This window comes from uncultured Kocuria sp., assembly GCF_947500125.1.
GTDB lineage: Bacteria > Actinomycetota > Actinomycetes > Actinomycetales > Micrococcaceae > Kocuria.
Map to the genome: position 1 here is coordinate 1 of NZ_CANMRA010000006.1, position 23,960 is coordinate 23,960.

The 23,960-nt window shown below is 72.6% G+C and carries 19 protein-coding genes; 12 read left to right on the plus strand and 7 right to left on the minus strand.

Annotated features, from left to right (window positions below; genetic code table 11):
• From Q0817_RS05675 to purU, 7 genes are all read left to right on the plus strand, one after another.
• A partial coding sequence (locus tag Q0817_RS05675; protein ID WP_298585188.1) for a serine hydroxymethyltransferase occupies positions 1–786 on the plus strand: 786 nt, incomplete at its 5' end.
• Complete coding sequence (locus Q0817_RS05680; protein WP_298585189.1) at positions 786–2,003, plus strand: sarcosine oxidase subunit beta family protein; 1,218 nt, start codon at positions 786–788, stop codon at positions 2,001–2,003. The genes Q0817_RS05675 and Q0817_RS05680, both read left to right, overlap by 1 nt.
• A gap of 14 nt (positions 2,004–2,017) precedes the next feature.
• Positions 2,018–2,305: a sarcosine oxidase subunit delta gene (locus Q0817_RS05685; RefSeq protein WP_058873009.1), complete on the plus strand. Its 288-nt coding sequence runs from the start codon at positions 2,018–2,020 to the stop codon at positions 2,303–2,305.
• The gene (locus Q0817_RS05690; protein ID WP_298585190.1) at positions 2,302–5,217 is read left to right on the plus strand and encodes a sarcosine oxidase subunit alpha family protein; all 2,916 of its coding nucleotides are present in this window, start codon (positions 2,302–2,304) and stop codon (positions 5,215–5,217) included. The genes Q0817_RS05685 and Q0817_RS05690 overlap by 4 nt, the downstream gene beginning before the upstream one ends.
• Entirely contained in the window at positions 5,210–5,887 is a 678-nt protein-coding gene (locus Q0817_RS05695; protein WP_298585191.1) for a sarcosine oxidase subunit gamma, read from the plus strand. The genes Q0817_RS05690 and Q0817_RS05695 overlap by 8 nt, the downstream gene beginning before the upstream one ends.
• On the plus strand, positions 5,887–7,290 hold the full coding sequence (locus Q0817_RS05700; RefSeq protein ID WP_298585192.1) for an L-serine ammonia-lyase: 1,404 nt from the start codon (positions 5,887–5,889) through the stop codon (positions 7,288–7,290). Before Q0817_RS05695 ends, Q0817_RS05700 begins: the two co-directional genes overlap by 1 nt.
• A gap of 7 nt (positions 7,291–7,297) precedes the next feature.
• Positions 7,298–8,185: a formyltetrahydrofolate deformylase gene (purU, locus tag Q0817_RS05705; RefSeq protein ID WP_298585336.1), complete on the plus strand. Its 888-nt coding sequence runs from the start codon at positions 7,298–7,300 to the stop codon at positions 8,183–8,185.
• A 63-nt stretch (positions 8,186–8,248) separates the two neighbouring features.
• Here the strand turns inward: purU and Q0817_RS05710 are convergent, their stop codons facing one another.
• Together Q0817_RS05710 and Q0817_RS05715 are read right to left on the minus strand one after the other, a co-directional pair.
• Positions 8,249–10,717, minus strand: a complete 2,469-nt coding sequence (locus tag Q0817_RS05710; protein ID WP_298585193.1) for an FAD-dependent oxidoreductase — start codon at positions 10,715–10,717, stop codon at positions 8,249–8,251.
• A gap of 48 nt (positions 10,718–10,765) precedes the next feature.
• Complete coding sequence (locus Q0817_RS05715) at positions 10,766–11,128, minus strand: bifunctional 3-phenylpropionate/cinnamic acid dioxygenase ferredoxin subunit (protein ID WP_298585194.1); 363 nt, start codon at positions 11,126–11,128, stop codon at positions 10,766–10,768.
• 351 nt (positions 11,129–11,479) lie between these two features.
• Between Q0817_RS05715 and Q0817_RS05720 the strand changes: the two genes are divergently transcribed.
• The 4 genes from Q0817_RS05720 (at position 11,480) to Q0817_RS05735 (ending at position 16,551) form a co-directional block, all read left to right on the plus strand.
• Positions 11,480–12,670, plus strand: a complete 1,191-nt coding sequence (locus Q0817_RS05720; protein ID WP_298585195.1) for an NAD(P)/FAD-dependent oxidoreductase — start codon at positions 11,480–11,482, stop codon at positions 12,668–12,670.
• A 60-nt stretch (positions 12,671–12,730) separates the two neighbouring features.
• Positions 12,731–13,897 carry an aromatic ring-hydroxylating dioxygenase subunit alpha gene (locus Q0817_RS05725; protein ID WP_298585196.1) on the plus strand — a complete coding sequence of 389 codons (1,167 nt, stop codon included), beginning with the start codon at positions 12,731–12,733 and terminating at the stop codon, positions 13,895–13,897.
• A gap of 79 nt (positions 13,898–13,976) precedes the next feature.
• Positions 13,977–14,822, plus strand: a complete 846-nt coding sequence (locus Q0817_RS05730; protein WP_298585197.1) for an IclR family transcriptional regulator — start codon at positions 13,977–13,979, stop codon at positions 14,820–14,822.
• Between the two features lie 97 nt (positions 14,823–14,919).
• Complete coding sequence (locus Q0817_RS05735) at positions 14,920–16,551, plus strand: AMP-binding protein (RefSeq protein ID WP_298585198.1); 1,632 nt, start codon at positions 14,920–14,922, stop codon at positions 16,549–16,551.
• 191 nt (positions 16,552–16,742) lie between these two features.
• Here the strand turns inward: Q0817_RS05735 and Q0817_RS05740 are convergent, their stop codons facing one another.
• Entirely contained in the window at positions 16,743–17,651 is a 909-nt protein-coding gene (locus Q0817_RS05740; RefSeq protein ID WP_298585199.1) for a hypothetical protein, read from the minus strand.
• Between the two features lie 221 nt (positions 17,652–17,872).
• Between Q0817_RS05740 and Q0817_RS05745 the strand changes: the two genes are divergently transcribed.
• A complete protein-coding gene (locus Q0817_RS05745) occupies positions 17,873–18,547 on the plus strand; it encodes an SDR family oxidoreductase (RefSeq protein WP_298585200.1) in 675 nt (224 codons plus the stop codon).
• Positions 18,548–18,592: 45 nt separating this feature from the next.
• Here the strand turns inward: Q0817_RS05745 and Q0817_RS05750 are convergent, their stop codons facing one another.
• From Q0817_RS05750 to Q0817_RS05765, 4 genes are all read right to left on the minus strand, one after another.
• Entirely contained in the window at positions 18,593–19,708 is a 1,116-nt protein-coding gene (locus Q0817_RS05750) for an NAD(P)-dependent alcohol dehydrogenase (RefSeq protein ID WP_298585201.1), read from the minus strand.
• 87 nt (positions 19,709–19,795) lie between these two features.
• Positions 19,796–20,992, minus strand: a complete 1,197-nt coding sequence (locus tag Q0817_RS05755) for an FAD/NAD(P)-binding oxidoreductase (RefSeq protein ID WP_298585202.1) — start codon at positions 20,990–20,992, stop codon at positions 19,796–19,798.
• Positions 20,993–21,098: 106 nt separating this feature from the next.
• Positions 21,099–21,791, minus strand: a complete 693-nt coding sequence (locus tag Q0817_RS05760) for a hypothetical protein (protein ID WP_298585203.1) — start codon at positions 21,789–21,791, stop codon at positions 21,099–21,101.
• 324 nt (positions 21,792–22,115) lie between these two features.
• On the minus strand, positions 22,116–23,750 hold the full coding sequence (locus Q0817_RS05765) for an ATP-binding cassette domain-containing protein (protein ID WP_298585204.1): 1,635 nt from the start codon (positions 23,748–23,750) through the stop codon (positions 22,116–22,118).
• Positions 23,751–23,960: the final 210 nt, after the last annotated feature.

The window sequence follows — 23,960 nt, forward strand, 5'->3', positions numbered from 1 at the left end:
ATCATCGCCGGCTGGTCCGCCTACACGAGGCAGCTGGACTTCACCGCGTTCCGCGCGATCGCCGACGAGGTCGGGGCCTACCTCATGGTGGACATGGCCCACTTCGCCGGCCTGGTCGCCGCCGGGCTGCACCCCAATCCGGTGCCGCACGCGCACGTGGTCACCTCCACGACCCACAAGACCCTCGGCGGGCCCCGCGGCGGCGTCATCCTGTGCCGGCAGGAGCTGGCGAAGAAGATCAACTCCGCCGTCTTCCCGGGCCAGCAGGGCGGTCCGCTCGAGCACGTGGTCGCGGCCAAGGCCGTGGCCTTCAAGCACGCGGCCGGCGAGGAGTTCGCCGACCGGCAGCGCCGGACCCTCGAGGGCGCCCGGATCCTGGCCCGGCGGCTGCTCTCCCCCGATGTCATGGCCGCCGGGATCAGCCTGGTCAGCGGCGGCACCGACGTGCACCTGGTGCTCGTGGACCTGCGGCACTCCCAGCTCGACGGCCGGCAGGCCGAGGACCGCCTGCACCGCGTGGGCATCACGGTCAACCGCAACGCCGTCCCCTTCGATCCGCGTCCGCCCATGGTCTCCTCCGGTCTGCGCATCGGCACCCCGGCCCTCGCCACCCGCGGCTTCGGCGCCGCCGAGTTCACGGAGGTGGCGGACGTCATCGCCACGGCCCTGACCCTCGAGCTCACCGAGGAGCTCGCCGAGCAGTTGCGCGACCGGGTGACCGCCCTGGCCGAACGCTTCCCGCTCTACCCGAACCTCTCCGCCCCCGTCCTGAACGGAGCCCTCTGATGGCCGACCTGCTGCCGGAGCACCCGGACTTCCTGTGGCGCAACCCGGACCCGAAGTCCTCCTACGACGCCGTGATCGTCGGCGGCGGCGGTCACGGGCTCGCGACCGCCTATTACCTGGCCAAGAACCACGGCATGACCAACATCGCCGTGCTGGAGCGGGGCTGGCTGGCCGGTGGGAACATGGCCCGGAACACCACGATCATCCGCTCCAACTACCTGTGGGACGAGTCCGCGGCGATGTACGAGCACTCCCTGAAGCTCTGGGAGATCCTGCCCGAGGAGCTGGAGTACGACTTCCTCTTCTCCCAGCGCGGGGTGATGAACCTGGCGCACACCCTGGGCGACGTCCGGGAGTCCGTGCGCCGGGTCAACGCGAACAAGCTCAACGGCATCGACGCGGAGTGGATCAGCCCGGAGCAGGTCAAGGAGCTGTGCCCGATCATCAACATCGGGGACGACATCCGCTACCCGGTGATGGGGGCGACCTACCAGCCGCGCGCCGGCATCGCCAAGCACGACCACGTGGCGTGGGCCTTCGCCCGCAAGTGCGACGAGATGGGCGTGGACATCATCCAGAACTGCGAGGTCAACGGCTTCGTCATGGACGGCGACCGGGTGGTGGGCGTGGAGACCTCCCGCGGGAGGATCAACGCCGGCAAGGTCGGCCTCTGCGGGGCCGGGCACAGCTCCGTCCTGGCGGAGCTCGCCGGGTTCCGGCTGCCGATCCAGTCCCACCCGCTGCAGGCCCTGGTCTCGGAGCTGCACGAGCCCGTGCACCCGACCGTGGTGATGTCCAACCACGTGCACGTCTACGTCTCCCAGGCCCACAAGGGCGAGCTGGTCATGGGCGCCGGCGTGGACGCCTACAACGGCTACGGCCAGCGGGGCGCCTTCCACGTCATCGAGGACCAGATGGCGGCCGCGGTGGAGCTCTTTCCGATCTTCGCCCGCGCCCACGTCCTGCGCACCTGGGGCGGGATCGTGGACGTCACCCTGGACGCCTCGCCGATCGTCTCCAAGACGCCCGTGGACCAGATGTACGTCAACTGCGGCTGGGGCACCGGCGGCTTCAAGGGAACTCCCGGAGCCGGCTACGCCTTCGCCCACACCATCGCCAACGACGAACCCCACCCCCTCAACGAGCCCTTCGCCCTGGAGCGCTTCGAGACCGGGGTCCTCATCGACGAGCACGGCGCCGCCGCCGTGGCCCACTAGGAGGCCGGAACACCATGCTGCTGATCGAGTGCCCCCACTGCGGGCCGCGCGACGAGACCGAGTACCAGTACGGCGGGGAGGCCCACGTGGCCTATCCCGAGGACCCCTCCCAGCTCTCCGACAAGGAGTGGGCGGAGTACCTCTTCTACCGCAACAACCCCAAGGGCCTGATCGCGGAGCGGTGGGCCCACGCCGTCGGCTGCCGCCGCTGGTTCAACGTCGTCCGCGACACAGTGACCTATGAGATCAAGGCCGTCTACAGGATCGGCGAGCCCAAGCCCGAGATCGGAGGCGTCAAGTGAGCGCTCAGTCCCACCGCCTGCCGGCGCAGCAGAGCGCGACCGGCAGCATCGACCGCACCTCGACGGTGCGCTTCACCGTGGACGGAGAGGAGTTCACCGGGTACGCCGGTGACACCCTGGCCTCGGCCCTGCTGGCCGCGGGACGCATCCGCTGCGGCGACTCGATGTACCTGGACCGTCCGCGCGGGATCATGTCCGCCGGCGTGGAGGAGCCCAACGCGCTGGTCAAGGTCGCCGCGCGCACCGAGGCCGACGTGGCCGAGTCCATGCTCCCGGCCACCACGGTGGAGCTGACCGACGGGCTGGAGGCGTCTTACCTGCGCGGGCTCGGGCAGCTCGACCCGGCCAAGGACGATGCCGTCTACGACCACAAGCACGTGCACACCGACGTCCTCGTCGTCGGCGCCGGGCCCGCGGGCCTCGCCGCGGCCCGGGAGGCCGCGAAGTCGGGGGCCCGGGTCATCCTCGTGGACGAGCAGCCGGAGGCCGGAGGATCCCTGCTGTCCGGCCGCGACGAGACCGTCGACGGCATGCCCGCCCGTGACTGGGTGGCCGAGAGCCTCGCCACCCTCCGGGAGGCCCCCGAGACCACGGTCCTGCACCGCACCACTGCCTTCGGCAACTACGACAGCAACTACGTCGTCGCCGTCCAGCGGCGCACCGACCACCTGGGCACCGCCCCCGGCGCCGGGGTCTCGCGGGAGCGGATCTGGCACGTGCGGGCGGACCAGGTGGTGCTCGCCACCGGCGCGCACGAGCGGCCGATCGTGTTCACCGACAACGATCGCCCCGGCGTCATGCTCGCCGGAGCGGTGCGCACCTACCTCAACCGCTACGCCGTGGCCGCCGGCACGCGGGTCGTGGCGGCCACCACCAACGACTCCGTCTATGCCGTGGTGGCCGACCTGGTCGCCGCCGGCGTGGACGTCGCGGGCGTGGTCGACGCGCGCCCCGAGCTCACCGCTGCGGCCGAGCGCACTGCCGCCCGCACGGGAGTGCAGGTGTGGACCGGCAGCGCCGTGGTGGAGACCGCCGGCGACGGCGCGGACGGGCGCGTCAGCGCCGTCACGCTCAGCGGGATCGACGAGGACGGCCGGCTGACCGGTCCCACCACGACCGTGGACGCCGACCTGCTGGCGGTCTCCGGCGGATGGACCCCGGTGGTGCACCTGCACAGCCAGCGGCAGGGAAAGCTGACCTGGAACGACGAACTCGCCGCCTTCGTCCCCGCCCTGCCGGTGCGCGACCAGCAGACCGCCGGGTCCGTCAACGGCGTGCTGGACTTGGCCGGATGCCTCGGCCAGGGCGCCCGCGCCGGCGCCGAGGCGGCCTGCCGCGCCGGGTTCGACACCTCGGCCCAGGAGCCGGCCGCCGCTGCGGAGGCCTTCGCCCCGGTCCGGCCGCTGTGGCTGGTTCCCGGGCCCGACGGGGAGCCGTCGGACTGGAGCCGCCACTTCGTGGACTTCCAGCGCGACCAGACGGTCGCCGAGGTGCTGCGCTCGACCGGCGCCGGCATGCGGTCGGTGGAGCACGTCAAGCGCTACACCTCCATCTCCACCGCCAATGACCAGGGCAAGACCTCCGGGGTCAACGCCATCGGGGTCATCGCGGCCGCGCTGAACAGCACCGATGTCGGCGGCATCGGCACCACCACCTACCGCGCCCCGTACACCCCGGTGGCCTTCACGGCTCTGGCGGGGCGGCGGCGGGGCGAGCTCTTCGACCCGGCGCGGCTGACGTCGGTCCACCCCTGGCACGTGGCGCACGGGGCCCTCTTCGAGGACGTCGGGCAGTGGAAGCGGCCCTGGTACTACCCCCAGGCCGGGGAGGACATGGACGCGGCCGTGCTGCGCGAGTGCGCGGCCGTCCGCGAATCGGTGGGGTTCATGGACGCCACCACGCTGGGCAAGATCGAGATCCGGGGCAAGGACGCCGGGGAGTTCCTCAACCGCGTCTACACCAACGCCTTCAAGAAGCTCAAGCCCGGCATGGGCCGCTACGGGGTCATATGCACCCCGGACGGGATGGTCTTCGACGACGGCGTGACCCTGCGCCTGGACGAGGACCGGTACTTCATGACCACCACCACCGGTGGTGCCGCCAAGGTCCTGGAGTGGCTCGAGGAGTGGTCCCAGACCGAGTGGCCGGAGCTCGACGTCACCTTCACCTCGGTGACGGAGCAGTACACCACCGTCGCCGTCGTCGGCCCGAAGTCCCGGGCCGTCATCGCGAAGCTCGCCCCGGAGCTGGACGTGTCCAACGAGGCGTTCCCGTTCATGGCCTTCCGCGAGACCGTCCTGGCCTCCGGGGTGCCCGCACGGATCTGCCGGATCTCGTTCTCCGGAGAGCTGGCGTTCGAGATCAACGTCTCCTCCTGGTACGGGCTCTCCGTCTGGGAGTCCGTCGCGGAGGCCGGTGCCGAGTTCGGCATCACCCCGTACGGCACCGAGACCATGCACGTGCTGCGCGCGGAGAAGGCCTTCCCGATCGTGGGCCAGGACACCGACGGCACGGTCACCCCGCAGGACCTGGGGATGGAGTGGGTGGTGTCCAAGACCAAGGACTTCATCGGCAAGCGCTCCTACGACCGCCCGTCCGCCACCAGCCCGGACCGCAAGCAGCTGGTCGCGGTCCTGCCGGTGGACCGGACGTTCCGGCTCCCGGAGGGCGCCCAGCTGGTCGACCACGGCACCCCCATCACCCCGGAGCAGGGGCCGGTGCCGATGGTCGGGCACGTCACCTCCAGCTACCGCAGCGCCGCCCTGGACCGGACGTTCGGGCTCGCCCTGGTCGAGAACGGCCGCCACCGCATCGGTGAGACGCTCCAGGCCCCGCTCGACGGGCAGCTCGTGGACGTCGTCATCGCAGAACCCGTGCTCTACGACCCCGAAGGGAACCGCCGTGATGGCTGAGCAGCTCCTGACCGACACCACCGCCCTGCGCCGCAGCCCCCTCGCCCACCTCGCGCAGCAGATGCACGAGCAGACCGTGACGGGTGAGCGGGGCGTGGCCCTGCGCGAGATCCCGTTCCTGACCATGGTCGGGATCCGGGTGGCGCCCGGCACTCCGGCCGCCGATGCGGTCGCCGCCGCGGCCGGGATGCCCCTGCCGACCGGCCACGGCCGGGTCACCGGCACCGCCGGGGCCACGGCGATCCTGTGGATCGGGCCCGACGAGTTCCTGCTCGTCGGCCCCGAGGGCGTGGGGCCCGCGGAGATCGGCCCTGCGGGGAGCGACCTCCGGGCGGCGGGCAGCGACGACGCCGGCACCGCCGCCGGACTGGCCCGGGCCCTGGGCACCGAGCCCGGACAGGCCGTGGACCTGTCCGCCAACCGCACCACGCTCGAGCTGTCCGGCCCCTCGGCCCGCGCCGTGCTCGAGAAGAGCTGCCACCTGGACCTGCACCCGCGGGCCTTCGCGGTCGGCACCGCTGTGGCCACGACCCTGGGCCCGGTGCAGGTGCTGCTGTGGCGCACGGAGGAGCTGACGTGGCGGATCATGCCGCGGGCCTCCTTCGCCGAGTACACCGCCCGGTGGCTGCTGGACGGCATGACGGAGTTCGCCTCTCCCGAGGTGCCCTGATGGCGCTGTCCGCCCTGGACCTGTTCTCCGTCGGCATCGGCCCCTCCTCGTCCCACACGGTGGGCCCCATGCGGGCCGCCCGGCTGTTCGCGGACGGGCTGGCCGGGGCCGGTCTCCTCGAGGGAGTCGCCAGGGTCCGGGCCGAGCTGTTCGGCTCGCTCGGCGCCACCGGTCACGGGCACGGCTCGGACAAGGCCGTGATCCTGGGGCTGCAGGGCGAGGACCCGGAGACCGTGGACACCGACACGGCGGACGACCAGGTGCGGACGAGCACGGAGCGCGGGCAGCTGTGCCTGGCGGGGGTCCGGCCGATCCCCTTCGACCGCGCCGAGGACGTCGTCATGCACCGGCGCAGGTCGCTGCCCGCGCACCCCAACGGCATGACGTTCGCAGCCTTCGGGGCGGACGGCGAGCTGGTGCGGGAGCGGACCTACTACTCGGTGGGCGGCGGGTTCGTGGTGGACGGGGACGTGTCCGGGGCGGACCGCATCGTCCAGGACACCACGGAGGTGCCGTACCCGTTCACCACCGGCCGGCAGCTCCTGGAGCACTGCCGGCGGGAGGGGACCTCGATCGCCGGGATCATGCTCGCCAACGAACTGTCCTGGCGCAGCGAGGAGCAGCTCCGCTCAAGCCTGCTGCGCCTCTGGGCCGTCATGCAGGAGTGCGTGGAGAACGGGTGCACGCGCACGGAGGCCCGGCTGCCCGGCGGGCTGAAGGTCCGCCGCCGGGCGCCGGCCCTGCGGGCGCGGCTGCGCGAGGCCGAGGTGGCCGCCGACGCGTGTGCTGTCCGGCCGGCGTCCGATCCGCTGCAGGCCATGGAGTGGATCAACCTCTACGCCCTGGCGGTCAACGAGGAGAACGCCTCCGGCGGGCGGATCGTCACCGCCCCGACCAACGGGGCGGCGGGCATCATCCCCGCCGTGCTGCACTACTACGACCGGTTCGTCGCCGGGGCGGACGAGGACGGCGTGGTGGAGTTCCTGCTGACGGCGGCGGCCGTCGGCATCCTCATCAAGGAGAACGCCTCCATCTCCGGCGCGGAGATGGGCTGCCAGGGCGAGGTGGGCTCGGCCTGCTCCATGGCCGCCGCAGGCCTGTGCGCGGTCCTGGGCGGCACCCCGGAGCAGGTCGAGAACGCCGCCGAGGTGGGCATGGAGCACAACCTCGGGCTGACCTGCGACCCCGTGGGCGGGCTCGTGCAGATCCCGTGCATCGAGCGCAACGCGATCGCCTCGGTCAAGGCCATCAACGCCGCACGCCTGGCCCTCCAGGGCGACGGCGAGCACACGGTCTCGCTCGACCAGGTCATCAAGACCATGCGCGAGACCGGCAACGACATGAAGATCAAGTACAAGGAGACCTCCCGTGGTGGACTGGCCGTCAACGTCATCGAATGCTGAGCAGCGCCTGCAGCCGCAGGCCGTCACGACCGCACCGCCCACGACGGAGCTGGTGCTGACCCTCGACTGCCCGGAGAGACCGGGGATCGTGCACGCCGTCAGCGGTGTGCTCCTGGAGCACGGGTGCAACATCGTGGAGCTCACCCAGTTCGACGACCGGCGGCTGGGCCACTTCTTCATGCGCGTGCACGTCGCCTCGGCCACGGAGGATGGCCTCGACCCCGAGGCCCTCCGGGCGGACCTGGCCCCGGTGGCCGAGCGGTTCGACATGCGCTGGGAGCTCAGCGAGCACGGGGCGAAGCGGAGGGTGCTGGTGATGGTCTCCAAGTTCGGCCACTGCCTCAACGACCTGCTCTTCCGCGCTCGGACCGGGGACCTGCCCGTGGACATCGTCGCGGTGGTCTCCAACCACCGCGACCACCAGCGCCTCGTCGAGTGGCACGGCATCCCGTTCTTCCACGTGCCCGTCACCCGGGACACCAAGCCCGATGCCGAGGCCCGGCTGCTGGAGCTCGTGGACCGCTTCGAGGTGGACCTCGTGGTCCTGGCCCGCTACATGCAGGTGCTCAGCGACTCGCTGGCCACCCGGATGGAGGGACGGGTGATCAACATCCACCACTCGTTCCTGCCGTCCTTCAAGGGCGCCAAACCGTACCACCAGGCCTACGAGCGCGGGGTGAAGACCGTGGGCGCCACGGCGCACTACGTCAACGCCGAGCTGGACGAAGGCCCGATCATCGCGCAGCAGCTCGTGGACGTGGACCACACCTACGGCCCGGAGGACCTCGTGGCCGCGGGGCGGGACACCGAGTGCAAGGCCCTGTCCAACGCGGTGAAGTGGCACTGCGAGGGGCGGGTCATCCTGCACGGCAACCGGACGGTCGTCCTGCGCTGAGCCGCGCCCGCGGGCAGAGCCGCGGCCGGGGCGGTGTGCGCCCCGGCCGCGACGGCAGGAGCCTCAGCCGCGGAGGCGCTCCATGCCGGGGTCCACGAGCGGCTCGGCACTGACCGTGGCCGGGACGCGCACGCCGAAGTACTCGATCTCGACGCCGTCTCCCTCGGAGAGCTCCGGGGGGAGCCAGGCGTAGGCGACCGGGCGGCCCACGGTGTGGCCGAAGACGGCGCTGGTGACGTAGCCGGCGGCGGCGCCGTCCACGTACACGGGCTCCTTGCCCATGACCACGGAGCGCCCGTCGTCGACCGTCAGGCAGCGCAGCCGGCGCCGGAGGTGGCCGTCGGAGGTCACGGCCGCCGACCCCACGAACTCGCCCTTGTCCTTCTTCACGGCGAAGTCCAGTCCCGCCTCCAGCGGGGTGTGCTCGGTGGTCATGTCGGTGCCCCAGGACCGGTAGCCCTTCTCCACGCGCAGGCTGTTGAACGCCGCGCGCCCCGCGGGGACGATGCCGAACTCCCGGCCCGCCTCGTGCAGCAGGTCCCACAGCCGCAGTCCCTGGTCGGCGGTGGTGTACAGCTCCCAGCCGAGCTCGCCCACGTAGGAGAGGCGCATCGCGGTGACCCGCAGGCCGCCCACCCGGATCTGCTGGGTGCGGAAGTACTTCAGGCCGTCGTCGGACAGGTCGTCGCGGGAGACCTTCGCCATGACCTCCCGGGCCTTCGGTCCCCACAGCCCGATGCAGCACGTCTCGGCGGTGGTGTCCCGGACCAGGACCCAGGCGGCCGGGTCCGCGGCGGTCTGCCGGGCAGCCTCGGCGGACATGTACGCCACGTCCACGCTGCTGTTGACGCCGGCCTGGAACAGGTTCTCGCCGAGCCGGGCCACGGTGATGTCGCTGCGGATCCCGGCCTTCCCGTCCAGCAGGAGGCAGTACGTCACGGCGCCCGGCCTGCGCAGGACGTTGCCGGTGCTGAGCCGCTGCAGCAGGGCGCCGGCCCCCGGTCCCTCGACCGTCACGCGCTGGAGCGGGGTCATGTCGTACATCGCCACGGCGGTGCGGGTCCTCCAGGCCTCGACCGCCGCTAGCGGCGAGTGGAACCGGGCCGCCCACGGCTCCCGCTCCGGCTCACGCCACTCCTCGGGCAGCTGCTCGAGGAGCGCGGCGTTGGACTCGTACCAGTGCGGACGCTCCCAGCCGCGGCTCTCCAGGAAGAACGCGCCGAGCTCCACCTGCCGGGGGTGGAACGGGCTCACCCGCAGGTTGCGCGGGGACTCCCGGGGCTGGAGGGGGTGGATGACGTCGTAGATCTCCACGAAGTTCTGCCGGCCCGTCTCCTCGACGTACTCCGGCGAGAGCTGCACGTCCTCGAACCTGGTGGCCTCGCAGCCGTGCAGGTCCGTCTCGGAGTGGCCCTCCACCAGCAGCTCGGCCACGGACTTCGCCACGCCCGAGGAGTGGGTGACCCACACCGCCTCCGCCACCCAGAAGCCGGCGAGGTCCGGGGACTCGCCGATGAGCGGACCCCCGTCCGGGGTGAAGGAGAAGATCCCGTTGAAGCCCTCGGCCACCTGGCTGCCGCGCAGGCCGGGGAGGAAGCGCCGGCTCTCGGCCCACTGCTCGGTGAAGTCCTCGGGCGTGAAGTCCAGGCGGGAGGGCATCCGGTCGGGCGCGATGTCCCGGGGCGCGTAGTGCGGCAGGTCGTCGAGGTCCACCGGGATCGGGCGGTGGGCGTAGGAGCCGATGCCGATCCGGTCGCCCCACTCCCGGTAGTAGAGGTCCGCGTCCTGGTGCCGGAGGATCGGCAGGCTCGCGCCGTTCGGGGCGTCGTGCTTGCCCACGAGCTCCGGGACCGCGGAGGTGAAGACGTACTGGTGGGCCAGCGGCTGGAGGGGGCAGGGCATCCCGGCCATCTCGCCGATCGCCGGTCCCCAGAATCCGGCGCAGGAGACGACGACGTCGGCCGGCACGGTCCCGTCGGAGGTGGTCACGCCGGTCACGCGGCCGTTCGACCGCTCGATGCCAGTGACGGCCGTCTCCGCGCAGTAGGTCACGCCGGCGCGGGAGGTGCGGTCGATGAGCACCTGCACCGCCCGGGCCGCCAGGGCGAGGCCGTCCGTGGGCACGTGGTAGCCGCCCAGCACCATCTCGGGGTTGACCAGCGGGTGCTGCTGCAGCACCTCCTCCGGGGTGAGCAGCCGGCCCTCGAGGCCCCAGGACGCCGCGTAGCCCACCTTGCGCCGGAGCTCCTCCAACCGCTCCGGGGTCGTGGCCACCTCGAGACCCCCGACCTGGTTGAAGCAGCCCAGGGACACGAGCTTCTCCACCGTGTACTGCGCGAAGCGGGTCAGCGTCCGTGACGGGTTCGTCTGGTAGACGAGTCCGGGCGCGTGCGACGTCGAGCCTCCGGGGAGGGGCAGGGGGCCCTGCTCGAGGACGGTGACGTCCGTCCAGCCCCGCTGGACGAGCTCGTCGGCGAGGTTCGTGCCGACGATGCCGGCGCCGATGATGACGACGCGAGGGGTGGGGCTCATGGGGCGGTTCTCCTGACCTGCGGATGTCGTGCGGGGTGCGGCCGGGGTTCAGCCCGACCGGGACTCGTGGCCGTGGGCGGTGAGCCCGGGCGGCAGGTTCGGCGCCTCGGTCGACTCCCGGACCATGATGTCGCCGTCCACGACGACCACCTCGTGGACCCGGACCGGCAGCTTGGCCGGCGGCGCGTCCACCGCTCCGGTGCGCAGGTCGAACCTGGACGCGTGCAGCGGGCACTCGACCTCGCAGCCCTCCACCCAGCCGTCGGCGAGCGAGGCGTCCTGGTGGGTGCAGGTGTCGTCGACGGCGAACAGCTCACCCTCCTCCGTGCGGAACACGGCAATGGGCGGGGCGGTGTCGAGGCGCAGGGCGTCACCGGGTGCGAGGTCCTTGAGAGGACAGGCCTTGTGCATCGGAACGGATCCTTTCCTGCGGAGGGCGGGCCTGCTGTGCCGAGCGGGATCACCCCGCCCGAACCGGCTCACGATGAGCAACACGCGTTGCATCGTGCAACATCCTGGGGACGCGCGCCGGGCACTGTCAAGGGACGGGCCGCGCGGAGGCCGGGGTCCGGCTCACGGTTCGACGCAAAGTAAATTCCGCGGATCGAATAGCGCACACCTCTTGACGGACCCCCGGACACGCCCCACGCTTGCTCTCACATTGCGAACCGCGTTGCACCAGATGCGGAAGTGATCGGGCGGCGGGAGGTCCCCGCCGTCGCTCCGGATCGCCCGGAACCAGCCCCCCGAAAGGGGTCCTCCATGGAGTCCCTCGTCATCGTCGGAGCGTCCCTCGCCGGCCTCTCCGCCGCCCGGGCCGCCCGAGATCTCGGCTTCGACGGTCGTCTCGTGATCATCGGGGACGAACCCCGGCGACCATACGATCGCCCGCCGCTGTCCAAGGACTACCTCGCCGGCCGGCTCGAGCTCGCCGACCTGGCGCTGGAGGCGGACACCGACGCCCTGGACGCGGAGTGGGTGCTCGGGGCACGGGCCGTCTCCTTCGACGCCGCCACCCGCACCGTCCGGCTCGAGGACGGGCGCCGGGTGCACGCCGACGGTCTCGTCGTGGCCACCGGGGCCTCGCCCCGGTCGCTGCCGCAGATCGCGGGTCTGGACAACGTGGTGAGCCTGCGCACCGTCGCCGACGCGCAGAGGCTGCGGGCCCTGCTGGCCCGCGGGCGACGACTGGTCGTCGTCGGCGCCGGGTTCATCGGCGCCGAGGTCGCCTCCACGGCCCACGCCCTCGGGCTGCAGGTGACGGTGCTGGAGAAGTCCCCGACCCCGCTGTGCGCACCGCTGGGCGCCCAGCTGGGCGCTGCGGTGGCGGCGCTGCACGAGCGGGCCGGGGTCGAGCTGATCTGCGGTGCCGACATCGAGGAGTTCGAGGTCACGGGCGCGGCGGTGACCGGGGTGCGGTTGGCCGGCGGGCGGGCGCTGCCCACCGACGTCGTGGTCGTGGGGATCGGTGCGCAGCCCAACACCGACTGGCTCGAGGGCTCCGGAGTGGAGCTGGGCAACGGAGTGCTCTGCGACGCCGCCGGGCGCACCAGCGTGCCCGGAGTCGTCGCCGTCGGCGACTGTGCCGCGTGGCAGCTGCCGGGCACCGGCCGGCACCACCGCGTGGAGCACTGGACCGGTGCGGCCGAGCGGCCGGCAGTGGCCGTGGGCGCGCTGCTGGGCGCCGACCCGGCCACCCTGCCGGCGGTCAAGCCGCCGTACTTCTGGTCCGACCAGTACGGCACCCGGCTGCAGTTCACCGGCGACGCCTCCCGCGGCGACCGCGTCGTCTACGAGCAGGGCGGTCCCGACGAGGACACCCTGCTGGCCGTCTACTACTCCGGGGAGGAGCCGGTCGCCGTGCTCGCCTGGAACCAGACGAGGCTCTTCTGCCGCTGGCGCAAGACCCTCGAGAAGCTCGCCGCCGCCGCGGCGCAGCCGGCCACCGTCTGAGCCGCCGGCGCCCTCTTCCCACCACCGTGCCCTCCGCACCGCCCGACCGAGGAGTTCGAGTTGTCGATCAACGTTGTTCCGGAGAGTCTGATCTCCACCCTGCCCGGCTCCAGCTATGTCGACGAGGCCGTGTTCCGCGCCGAGCAGGAGCGCGTCTTCGAGCAGATGTGGTTCTGCGCGGTGCGCGCCGGCGACCTCGACCGGCCCGGCGCCTTCCGCACGGTGCAGATCGGCCGGGAGAGCATCATCGTCACCCGCAACCGCAAGCACGGCATCCGGGCGTTCTACAACGTCTGCCGGCACCGCGGCGTGAAGCTGTGCATGGAGCACACCGGTCAGGCCGGCCGTTCCTTCCAGTGCCCCTACCACGCCTGGACCTACGACTTCGACGGCAAGCTCATCGCCGCCCCCAACCTGACGAAGATGCCCGACATCGACCGCCAGGAGTACGGCCTGGTGACCGTGCCGGTGCGCGAGCACCTCGGCTACGTGTGGGTGTGCCTGGCCGACGAGCCGCCGTCCTTCGAGGAGGACGTCATGGGCGCCATCGAGGAGCGCCTCGGGGACGCCCGGGCCATCGAGGGCTACGACGTCGCCCACCTCTCCCTCGGTCACCGGATCACCTACGACGTGAAGGCCAACTGGAAGCTCATCATCGAGAACTTCATGGAGTGCTACCACTGCGCCACGATCCACCCCGAGCTCACCGAGGTGCTGCCCGAGTTCGCCGACGGCCTGGCGGCCCAGTACTACGTGGGTCACGGCGCGGAGTTCGGCGCGGAGGTCGCGGGCTTCACCGTGGACGGCTCCGCGGGGCTCGACAGGATCCCGGGCGTGGCCGAGGACCGGGACCGGCGCTACTACGCCATCACCATCAAGCCCACGGTGTTCGTCAATCTCGTGCCCGACCACGTCATCGTCCACCGGATGTTCCCCCTGGCCGCGGACCGCACCGTCGTGGAGTGCGACTGGCTCTACCTGCCCTCGGTCGTGGAGTCCGGCAAGGACGTCTCCGCCTCGGTGGAGCTCTTCCACCGGGTGAACCAGCAGGACTTCGACGCCTGCGAGCGCTGCCAGCCCGCCATGGGCTCCAGGGTCTACGCCGCAGGCGGTGTCCTGGTGCCCAGCGAGCACCACATCGGCGCCTTCCACGACTGGGTCACCGCCCGGGTCGGCGACGTCATGGCCGGCCGGGAAGGTCCGCAGGGACACCGGGCCGCCCGATGAGCAGCGACGGCCGCCACGGCCCCCTCCTCGGCGCGGAGCCGGGCCGGGGACGACGGTGACGGATGACTACCATGGGGTCATGTCCCCACACGGCCCGAGACCCCTGATCACTCCCGACGCCGCCAAGGACCAGACCGGCTCCGAGGGGGTGCCCCCGGGCGGTGTCCAATCGGTCGACCGGGCGATCACGGTGCTCGAGGTCCTCGCCCGGACCGGTGGTTCGACGGTGACCGAGGTGGCCGCAGAGCTGGGGGTGCACAAGTCCACCGCCTCGCGGCTGCTCGGCGCCCTGGAGACCCGGGGCCTGGTGCACCATCCGAGCGACGGCAGCCGGTACCAGCTCGGTTTCGGCATCCTGCGTCTGGCGCACGCGATCCCCGGCCGGTTGAGCGTGGTGGCCGAGGCGCGCGACGAGGTCCGGGGCCTGGCACGGACCCACTCCGAGACGGTCAACCTGGCGGTCCTCCGGGAGGGCCACGCCGTCAACGTGGACCAGGAGATGGGGCCCTCCTCGGTCGCGACCCACGACTGGATCGGCAGCCTGACCCCGCTGCACGCCACGTCGAGCGGAAAGGTGCTGCTGGCCGGGCTTCCGTCCGACGAGAGAGCCCGGATCCTCCGCGCGCAGGGCCTGCCGGCGCTCACCGCGCGCACGATCACGTCGAGAGCGCAGCTGGAGCGCCAGCTGATCGATGTGGCGGCCCGGGACTACGCCACCGTGTGCGAGGAGTTCGAGATCGGGCTGAACTCCGTGGCCACGCCCGTGCGCGACCACCTCGGCACGGTCATCGCCGCCATCAGCGTCTCGGGGCCGGCCTTCAGGTTCACGGAGCGGCACATGGCCGACCTCGTCGAGGACCTCAAGGAGGCAGGCCTGCGGGTCAGCCGTCGCATGGGGTACGCCCCCCTCGACGCTGTCGAGTAAGTCGTACCGCGCCGCGTCACCCTGGCTCCGAGTAGTCTGCGTCACGTACATTGACGAGCGTTGGTTAACACCGATTAACCGAGCTGGGAGAACGCCCGTGGAACTGCCGAACGCCGACCTGTCCTACGACGCCGGGGAGACCGAGCCGCCGCTGCTGCGGCAGACGATTCCCCAGAACCTCGCGGAGACCGTCGCGCGCTTCCCCGAGCAGGAGGCGCTGGTGGACGTGAGCGCCGGCCGGCGCTGGACCTACGCGCAGTTCCACCACGACGTCCGCGCCCTGGCCACCGGGCTGCACCGCTTCGGCGTGCGGACCGGGGACCGGGTCGGGATCTGGGGGCCGAACACGTGGCAGTGGACGCTCGTGCAGTACGCCACCGCCGAGTTGGGGGCGATCCTCGTCAACATCAACCCGGCCTACCGCTCCCACGAGCTGGCCTACGTGCTGCGGCAGTCCGGGGTCAGCACCGTGGTGGCGCACCCCCGGTTCAGGAGCTCGGACTACCCGGCGATGCTGGACGAGGTGCACGACGAGTGCCCCGACCTGCGCCGGGTCGTGGTCATGGGCACCGCCGGGTGGGACGAGCTGGCCTCCGCCGGGGTCGACGAGGCCCTGCTGTCCGGGGTCGCCGCCGGACTGGACCCCGAGGACCCGATCAACATCCAGTACACCTCCGGCACCACGGGCTTCCCCAAGGGTGCGACGCTGAGCCACCGCAACATCCTCAACAACGGGTACTTCATCGGTGAGCTGCTGGGCTACACCGAGGCCGACCGGGTGTGCGTCCCGGTGCCCCTGTACCACTGCTTCGGGATGGTCATCGGCAACCTCGCGTGCACCACCCACGGCTCCTGCGCGGTGCTCCCCGCGCCGGCGTTCACCCCGGAGTCGGCGCTGCGCGCGGTCGAGCAGGAGTCCTGCTCGAGCCTCTACGGCGTGCCCACGATGTTCATCGCCGAGCTCGGCCTGGAGACCCTCGACGCGTTCGACCTCTCGAGTCTGCGCACCGGCGTCATGGCGGGCTCCACCTGCCCGGCCCCGACGATGCGCGCGGTGATCGAGCGGATGAACATGCGGGAGGTGAGCATCTGCTACGGCATGACGGAGACCTCGCCCGTGTCCACCCAGACCCGGCGGGACGACTCCTTCGAGCGCCGCACCTCCACGGTGGGGCGGGTGGGGCCGCACCTGGAGGTCAAGGTCATCGACCCCCTGACCGGTGAGACCGTCCCGCACGGGACCGCCGGGGAGTTCTGCACCCGCGGCTACAGCGTGATGAAGGGCTACTGGAACGAGCCGGAGAAGACCGCGGAGGTCATCGACCACGACGGGTGGATGCACACCGGGGACCTCGGCGCCATGGACGAGGACGGGTACGTGCAGGTGACGGGTCGGATCAAGGACATGGTCATCCGCGGCGGGGAGAACATCTACCCGCGCGAGGTCGAGGAGTTCCTCCTCACCCACCCGGACGTCGTCGACGCCCAGGTCATCGGCGTGCCGGACCCCGTGTACGGCGAGGAGGTCATGGCGTGGCTGCGGCTGCGCGACGACGCCGAGCCCCTCACCGCGGAGTCGCTGCGGGCGTTCTGCGACGGCCGGATCGCCCGCTACAAGATCCCGCGCTACGTCCACGTGGCCGACGAGTTCCCCATGACCGTCACGGGCAAGGTCCGCAAGGTGGAGATGCGGGAGGAGTCCGTGCGGATGCTGGACCTCCGGGCCTGACCCCACCCCGGCCGTCGCACCCTCCCACGCGCCCCTCCCCTCCCCGCACCCGCGCCCTCCTCCGGGCCGCCCACCCTCTCCCGCGAACTCACCGGTCTCCCCCGAGCTGCCGGCATGTGTGCCGCGGTCTCGGGGAAAACTGGTGAGTTCGGACTCTTCGTGAGCTCCGGGGTCTCAGCGAGTTCGGGGCCTCAGGCGCGGAAGGAGGCGATCATCGCCTCGACCTGCCGGTGCTGCTCCGACCGGGCGTACTCCCGGGCGGCCTCGAGCGTGGGGAAGTCGTGGACCGAGCTGAAGATCACCGTCCGGTAGGTGATGCCGTTGGGGGCGACCACCCCGGTCTCGACCAGTCCCAGGCCGTACAGGACGTGCGGCAGCATCGCGGTGGGCACGGGTTCGTCCGCGTCGGTCAGCGAGGTCACGGGCCGCACGGCGTCCGGCCAGCCGTACGCGTTGCGCAGTTCGGGCGCGGACGTCAGGTCCATGGCCACGGAGCGCACCAGGAACTCCCCGCTGCTGGACAGCGGTACACCTCCCGGGACGTCCCCGAGGTGGGCCACCGGCGGCATCGAGCAGTCGGGGCCGCACTCGGCGCCCCAGGCGATGAGGACCGAGAGGTGGCCGACGGGGGCGCCGTCCGCCCCCAGCACCGTCACCGTGCCGCCGACGTCCGAGAACTCCCCGTCCACCCGCCACGTCGCGGGCAGCTCGAAGGCGAAGGCCGCGTCGGCGGCCGTGCCCGAGTACGTCACGAGCTCCGCAGGGGCCCCGGTCGGACTCGCTGTCGGACTCGCTGTCGGACTCGCGGTCGGCGTGCCGGTCGGGGCCCCCGTCGGACCGGCCGTCGGGCTCTCGGCGGGACCGGAGGTCGGGCTCTCGGCGGTCGGCGACGGGCTCTCCGTGGCCGGTTCCGTGGCTGGTTCCGTGGCTGGTTCCGTGGCCGTCGGGGACTCCGCCGTCGTGGCGGCCGGGGACGCGGCGGGACTCGTGCCCTCCCCGGCGGGGTCCTCGCCGGACGGGGTGCCGCAGGAGGCCAGGAACAGCAGGGCCGCGGCGGCCGCACCCAGGGCCCGGGTGGCTCGCGGTGTGGTCGGTGACATGTGCGTGGACCCCCGATCGCGGAGCACCAGCGCCGCGGGCGTCCGCCCGGCCCGGCCCCGAGGACTGCAATCTACGCCGACCGGTTCGCACCCGGCAACGGTGGAGGGCGGGCGGCGGAGGATCGTTGTGGAACTGCACACCGCTGGGCGCTGTCGGAGAGCCTGGGTACGCTCGGAGCACGGCCCCGTTCCGGAGCCGCACCGGGGACAGGAGTGGTGTCATGGAGCTGAACGGCGCGAAGATCCTCGTGGTGGGGGCGACCGGTGTCCTCGGACAGCGGCTGTGCGAACGGCTGAGCGAGCGCACCACCGACATCGTGGTGACCGGCCGCTCCGCCTCGGGCGCCGAGGAGCTGCGGCGCCGGCTCGGTCTGCGCGCGGCCCACGCCCTGGACCTCGTGGACCACGACGAGACCGCGGCGGTCGTGCACCGGGCGGCCGAGGAGCTCGGCGGGCTCGACGCCGTGGTGATCGCCACCGGGGTCGCCGCGTTCGGCCCGGCGGCCGACGAGGACGAGGCCGTCGTGGAGGAGCTGTTCGAGGTCAACGCCCTCGGGCCCATGGCGGTGATCCGGGCGGCCCTGCCCCACGTCGCGGACGGTGGCGCGATCGCGGTCCTCACCGGTGTGGTCGCGGAGCTGCCGCTGGCCGGGATGGCCGGCTACGCCGCCAGCAAGGCCGCCATGGCCTCGTGGCTGGGGTCGCTGCGGCGGGAGCTGCGCCGTCGTCGGATCGCCGTGATGGACGCCCGGCTGCCGCACATGGACACCGGGCTCGTGGACCGGGCCCTGACCGGCCTGCCGCCCCGCCTGCCGCCGGGGCACAACGTGGACGACGTCATCGCCGCGGTCGAGCGCGGCCTCGAGCGCGGGGTCCACGAGCTCCGGATCGACTGAGCCCGCTGAGCCGCACACGCGGGTCTCTCGACCGCGGCGCAGGACTCACCCGGGCATGCGGATGACGGGCTTGACCACGTCGCCGGACTTGCTGTCGGTGAGGGCCTGCTCGATCTCGTCGAGCTCGTAGAAGCGCACCAGCTCGTCGAAGGGGAACCGCCCCTGCCGGTGGAGGTCGATCAGGGCGGGGATGAACTTCCCGCTGCGGCTGCCGCCGCCCAGCACCCCGACGATCCGCTTGCCCCACAGGGCGTGCATGTGGTCGAGGCTGAAGCGCGCCTGGGCGGGTGCGCCGCCGATGAGCACGAGCGTCCCCAGCATGCCCACGCAGTCCGCGGCCTGCTCCACGACGGGGACCACCCCGGTGCACTCGAAGGCGTAGTCGGCGGAGCCGCCCGTGATCCGGGCGACCTCCGCGACCACGTCCGTGTCCCGGGAGTTGATGACGTGGGTGGCCCCGTAGCGGGTGGCCAGCTCGAGCCGGGAGTCGTGCAGGTCCACGGCGACGACCGTGGTGGCTGCGGTGCAGCGGGCGGCCATGATCGCGGCCAGCCCCACGGCCCCGACCCCGAAGACCACCAAGGACGAGCCCGGCTCCGGGCGGGCCTCGTTGAGCACCGCTCCCGCGCCGGTGCCCAGCCCGCAGGCCAGGGGTCCGAGCAGCTCGAGCGGCACGTCGTCGGGAGCCTTCACGAGGGCGTCGGCGAGGACGATCGAGTGGGTCGCGAAGGAGGACTGGCCGAAGAAGTGGCCGGAGATTTCCGAGCCGTTCGCCCGGGTGTAAGCCGTGGTCCCGGCACCCTCGCCCCGGAAGCGGCGGCCCGAGACGAGGGCCTCCCCGGTCCGGGCGCAGTACCGCGGCTGCCCGTCCAGGCAGTTGCGGCAGGCGCCGCACGAGGGCCAGCCGATGACGACCCGGTCGCCGGGCGCGACGCCCGTGACGCCCTCGCCGATCCGCTCCACGATCCCCGCACCCTCGTGGCCCAGGATCCCCGGAAGCGGCAGCGGCATGTCGCCCGCACGGGTGATGGCGTCGGTGTGACAGACCCCGGTCGCGACGATGCGGACCAGGGCCTCCCCACGGCCCGGCTCGGCGAGCTCGACGTCCTCCAGCTCGAACGGGGCACCGATCCCCTCGACAACGGCGGCGCGGATTCTCATGGCGTCCTCCTCGACACTCGCGGGGCGGTGACGCGGCTCACGCGCCCTCCCCTCCGCAGTCTAGGGCGGGCGCGGCCTCGGGCGACGTCAGATCCGTCCGGGCAGGATGAAGTGCCAGTACAGGAACGGCAGCACGTAGCGCTTGAGCAGCCACATGTCCCGGCGTTCGTGCGTGGTGTCGATGAAGGGGATGCTCGGGGCCGGCTGCATGGAGTAGTCGAACTCGGCCAGCAGCATCTTGTTCCGCGCCGTGACCAGTGGGCAGGACCCGTAGCCGTCGTAGCGTGCCGTGCCCGGCCGGCCGTCCATGACCGCCAGCAGGTTCTCGACCAGCACCGGGGCCTGCTTGCGGATCGCGGCCCCGGTCTTGGAGTTCGGCGTCGAGCCCGCGTCGCCGAGCGCGAAGACGTCGGGGTAGCGGGTGTGCTGCAGGGTGTGCTTGTCCACCTCGACGTATCCGCCGGGATTCTCCGGGTCGGCCAGGGACGTCGCCTTGAGCCAGTCCGGGGCCGACTGCGGCGGAGCGGTGTGCAGCATGTCGTAGTGCAGCGTCTCCTGCGTCCCGGCCGCGTGGTCGGTGATGACCACCTCCTGGGCGACAGGGTCCACCTCGGTCATCTCGCTGCTCTTGCGGACCTCGATCCCGTACCGGGCGACGACCCGCTCCAGCTCCTCGGCGAAGACCTGCACCCCGAACATGCCCGGGGTCGGCAGCACCAGCACCACGCGGATGTCGCCCAGCACGCCCTGCTGCCGCCAGTGGTCGGCGGCGAGGTAGGCGATCTTCTGCGGAGCCCCGGCGCACTTGATCGGCCCGGAGGGCATGGTGAACACGGCGGTGCCCGAGCGCATCCCCCGGATCAGCTCCCACGTCTTCGGCGCCAGGTCGTAGCGGTAGTTGCTGGAGGCCGCCGGGGACTCGACCGCCTCGGCCATGCCGGGGACCTTCTGCCAGTCCAGCTGGATCCCGGGGCTGACGACGAGGTAGTCGTAGCCGATCCGCGCCCCGGAAGCCGTGGTGACCAGATGCGCCTCCGGGTCGATGTCGGCGGCCGCGTCACGGATCCAGGCCACGCCCTGGGGCATGACCGAGGACTGTTCCCGCACCGACTCCTTCTGCGGGGCCCGCCCGCCACCGACCAGGCTCCACAGGGGCTGGTAGTAGTGCTTGTCGCTGGGCTCGAGCACGCCGATGTCGCCCTGGCCGGCGCGGCGCAGTCGAGCGGCCACGCTCAGCCCGGCGTTGCCGCCGCCGATGATCAGGATCTTGTGGTGGATGCCCATGGTGGTGGTGCCTTTCTTCGCGGTACGTACGGATGGTGGACGATCTGGGGCGGTCAGGTGCCTGCGGCCGGCCTCGGCGCGCCCTCCGGACGGGAGATGCGCTCGGTCAGCGGTGGCCCAGGTCTCTCATCTGTTCGGGGGTGAGCCGGCCCCCGTTGGCCGCGGCCGCCTCGAACGCCGGCAGGTGGCTCTCCTGGGAGGCGCTGCGCAGGTTGCTGAAGACGCGGGTCAGGGCCTGGTCCCCGCCGACCTCGTCCAGCAGCCTGTCGTAGAGCGCGACGTTGTCGACCTCCCAGGCCGCCCACGCGGTGGCAGCCGCCTCGAGGTCGGCGGGGGCGGGGATCGTCCCGGCGTAAGGGTTCGGCGGGACGGTGACACCGCGCCGTTCCAGCTGACGGGTCAGGGCATCGATGTGCCGCTCCTCGGCGGCCTGGATGCTGACGTACGGCTCGACCGGTCCGAACTCGGCGATGACCGCCTGGTACTGCGCCGAGGCGGCGTACTCGCCCTCCGGAGACATCAGGGCCTCCCACGCCGCCGCGGCCAGGGGGTCGGCCGGAGCCGGCGGCGTCGACACCGACGGGACGGCCCCGGCAGCGCCGGGTGCGGGGGCCGTCCCGGGCTGCGGCGCCGGGCTCGCCGTCGCGGAGGGCATGGCCGAGGGCGTCGCCGTGACCGTGGCCGAGGGCGTCGTGGAGGCGGTGCCGTCCCCGGTCGTCACGGGAGACGGCGGGGCGCAGGCGCTGACGGCGATCGCGAGGACCGCCGCAGCGGCCGGGACGATCAGTTTCTTGCGCATGATCAGTTCTCCATCGTGTGAGCAGCAGCTCGGCGGGGTCGCTCGGACCGCCGGCCTGCGGTGATGTCGAACACAATATACCCCGGGGGGTATTTGTGATCAAGGGCACGACGACGCCGGGGGCCTCCGTGAGGCAGACCGGCGGCCCTCCCCTCGCCCTCGGTGTGCCCCCGGTTCCCGGCCGAGCCTCCTCGTGCCCGGGCAGCACACCCATGGCCACGGCCTCGGCGGGGAGCGGCGCCCCGGGGCGTGGGCCTCCCCGCGGTCCCGCGCGACGCTCCGGGGCCGGCTCCCCGCCCCGGAGCGCCGCGCGGCACCGGTCCGTCACAGGCTCAGCCGCGGCCAGCCCTTCGTGTCCCGCAGGAGCTGCCGGTCGTGGGTGGTCAGCACCACGGCCGCGGCCGTCGCGGCGAGGGCCTCCGTGAGCTCGTCCACGAGGGTGATCGAGAGGTGGTTGGTCGGCTCGTCCAGCAGCAGCACGTGCGGTCGGGACGCCAGCACCACGGCGAGCTCGAGGCGCCGCCGCTGCCCGGCGGAGAGCTCGGCCAGGGGCCGCCCACGGTCCCGCGCCGTCAGCAGGCCCAGTGCCGCCAACGGCACCACGTCGTGCTCGGCCAGCCGGCCCGCGAGGACCAGCCGGACGAGCTCCTGCTCGTAGACCGTCTGGGCGGGGCGCGCACCGTGGCGGGCCCCGTCCTGCGGGAGGTGGCCGATCCGCACCCCGGGCGCGGAGGTGCGCCGCCCCGTGCCGGGGGCCGACGCACCGGCGAGCACCTGCAGCAGGGTGGACTTGCCCGCCCCGTTGGGGCCTCCGACCACCAGCCGGTCCCCGGACTCCAGCAGCACGTCGACAGGCCGGAGCAGCCGGCCCTGCACCGTGACACCCTCGGCGCGCACCAGCTCGACGCCGGGCAGCACCGGCAGCTCCGGCACCGCCAGCACCAGCGGAGGCTCGGGGACGTCCACGCGGTGCCGATCGAGGTCCTCCTGCCGGCGGTGCACCGACCGGACGAGCCCCGGCGCGCGGGTGGCCCGGGTGTGCTTTCCAGTGCCCTTCTCCGGCCGCCATCCGTCGACCAGGCGGGAGCGTGCGCGCTCGAGGTCGCCGGCGAGCCGGGCGTGCTCGGCCTGCTGCTCCCGGTGGTCGTGGATCCACCGGGAGCGCTCGGCGGTCCGGCCGGCGCGCCAGCCCGCCACCCCGCCGCCGTACCACCGCGGGCGGCCGTCCCGGCTGGGATCCAGGTCCAGGACGGTGTCGACGACCTGGCCCAGCAGCCGCCGGTCGTGGCTGACCAGGACCACGCCGCCGCGAAACTCGCGCAGCGCCGCGCCCAGGTGGGCCAGCCCCGCGGCGTCGAGGTGGTTGGTGGGCTCGTCCAGCAGGAGCAGGTCGTGGACGGTCCCGAGCAGGCAGGCCAGGCGCACCCGGTAGCGCTGTCCCACCGAGAGCGTCGCGAGCACCCGGGAGCGGTCGCTCACCGCGTGCAGGGCCTGCAGGGCCAGGTCCACGCGCCGGTCGGCGTCCCAGGCGTCGAGCGCCTGCGCGACCGTCAGCGCCTGCGCGTACTCCTCCGCCGCGCCGGGCGCGTCCGCGGCGAGGGCGCGGGCGGCGGCCTCGACCTGCGCCACCGCGGTGTGCTCGGCGGTGAGCTCGAGATCCAGGAGGTCCCCCACCGTGCCCTCGGGAGGCACGGGGAGCTCCTGGTCGACCACGGCGAGCGTACCGGTGCGGCGCACGGTGCCGGCGTCCGGGGGGAGGGCACCCGAGAGCACCTCCAGCAACGAGGTCTTGCCGCGGCCGTTCTCCCCCACCACCCCGAGCCGGGTGGTGGGGGTGATCGTGAGGTCGAGCCCGTCGAGGACGGTGCGGGAGCCGCGGACCAGGCGGATCCCGGTGGCGGTCAGCTGGGTGTGCTCGCCCGCGGGCACGGCGGGACGGTGGACGGGAACGGTGGACATGCTTCCTCCGGGGTGCGGAGCGGCGCGCGGCCGACGGCCGGGACTCCTGGCGAGGGGACGGGTGGGCAGAAGGACGACCCGCCGCGGCGGATGTGCTGCGCGGCGGGATCCGGAACCCGTCAGAGGAAGAAGTGGTGGAACATGATGGCTCCAGGATAGCCCCGGAGCGCCGGCTCCGCCGAGCCCCCACGTCCGCGCGGCTCACTCCGT